The organism is Serratia sp. 506_PEND (genome assembly GCF_001076875.1).
Classification (GTDB): Bacteria; Pseudomonadota; Gammaproteobacteria; order Enterobacterales; family Enterobacteriaceae; genus Serratia; species Serratia marcescens.
The window spans coordinates 1-1491 of record NZ_JVEL01000178.1; the positions used below are offsets into that span (position 1 = coordinate 1).

The 1491-nt window shown below is 51.0% G+C and carries 3 protein-coding genes; all 3 read left to right on the top strand.

All coding sequences use genetic code 11. The features are described 5' to 3' along the window. The first annotated feature begins 294 nt into the window (after positions 1-294). Complete coding sequence (flhD, locus tag ADK28_RS04395; protein ID WP_004934891.1) at positions 295-645, top strand: flagellar transcriptional regulator FlhD; 351 nt, start codon at positions 295-297, stop codon at positions 643-645. Beyond that, positions 645-1229 (top strand): flagellar transcriptional regulator FlhC, encoded by a 585-nt coding sequence (gene flhC, locus ADK28_RS04400; RefSeq protein ID WP_016927281.1) that lies wholly within the window; start codon positions 645-647, stop codon positions 1227-1229. The genes flhD and flhC overlap by 1 nt, the downstream gene beginning before the upstream one ends. 145 nt (positions 1230-1374) lie before the next feature. Continuing rightward, positions 1375-1491: motility-associated protein (locus ADK28_RS31260; protein ID WP_341466155.1), on the top strand; the 117-nt coding region annotated here is incomplete at its 3' end.

Genomic DNA, 1491 nt, shown 5'->3' on the forward strand with positions numbered 1-1491 from the left:
GTGTGCTAATGGTTCGGGGGTAGAGTTGCGCTGCTTTAGGAATAATCTTATTAAATTTGTAAAAATAGTTTCATGGTGACTAAACACTATCGAAGCAGAATGCTGTACATCCATACACGTTGGTTTACGCTCGTAGCAAATACTGAACAGTGGTCGAATTTAGCGATTGTCGAAAATTATAGCAGTCGTTTTTGAGAGATTAATTTGCCAACTTTGGGAAACAACCCAAGTCACGGGCGATAAAATTTATCACCCAGCGTATGTTTTTAAACATAGTCTGTCGGGATGGGGAATATGGGTACGTCTGAATTACTTAAGCATATTTATGACATCAATCTGTCATATTTACTTTTAGCACAGCGTTTGATCAACGATGAAAAAGCGTCCGCAATGTTTCGCCTGGGTATTGATGAAACCATGGCCGATGCGCTGGCGCAGCTGACTTTGCCGCAAATGGTTAAACTGGCCGAGACCAACCAGCTGGTTTGCCACTTCCGCTTTAACGAAAGCCAGACCATCGAACGCCTGACCAAAGAGTCGCGCGTCGACGATCTGCAACAAATCCATACCGGCATTTTGCTATCAAGCCATTTACTGCAAGAGCTATCGAGTAAAGACGCTAGCCCGACGAAGAAAAGAGCCTGATGATGGTTGAGAAAAGTATCGTTCAAGAAGCCAAGGACATTCAGCTCGCCATGGAGCTGATTTCGCTGGGAGCCCGATTGCAGATGCTGGAGAGTGAAACCCAGCTCAGCCGCGGGCGCTTGATTAAACTTTACAAGGAGTTACGCGGCAGCCCGCCGCCAAAAGGAATGTTACCGTTCTCAACCGACTGGTTTATGACCTGGGAACAAAATATTCACTCGTCGATGTTTTACAACGCTTACCTGTTTTTGATGAAAAGCGGGCAGTGCAGCGGGGTGGAGGCGGTGATCAAAGCCTATCGCCTCTATCTCGAGCAGTGTCCGCAGCAGGCCGGCGAGGCGCCGTTGCTGGCGCTGACCCGTGCCTGGACGCTGGTGCGCTTCGTCGATAGCGGCATGTTGCAGCTTTCCGCCTGCAGCTGCTGCGGCGGCGCATTTATCACCCACGCGCACCAGCCACTGAATGGTTTCATCTGCAGTTTATGCCAACCCCCATCCCGCGCCGTAAAAAGACGTAAACTTTCGCCGCAACTGGCCGATATTATTCCTCAACTGCTGGACGAGCAGGTCAAACGCGCCATTTGAGCCGCCACATTGCCGGCTCTCGGCAATGAATACCGACGTGTGATACGCAGGGGCGGCATGCCGCCCCCAGACATGCAGCCTGGTCTGTCGCGCCAGGGCGCGTTTGCCCCACCTTCCATCCACATTGTTAATTTAAGGAATGCGTGTGCTAGTTATTTTGGGTTATCTCGTGGTATTGGGCGCGGTGTTTGGCGGCTACCTGATCGTGGGCGGTCATCTCGGTGCGCTATATCAGCCGGCGGAGTTTCTGATTATCGGCGGG

Bases quoted from the DNA above. Each gene is read 5' to 3' on its own strand.
- flhD (WP_004934891.1), top strand. From the start codon at position 295: ATGGGTACGTCTGAATTACTTAAGCATATTTATGACATCAATCTGTCA.
- flhC (WP_016927281.1), top strand. From the start codon at position 645: ATGATGGTTGAGAAAAGTATCGTTCAAGAAGCCAAGGACATTCAGCTC.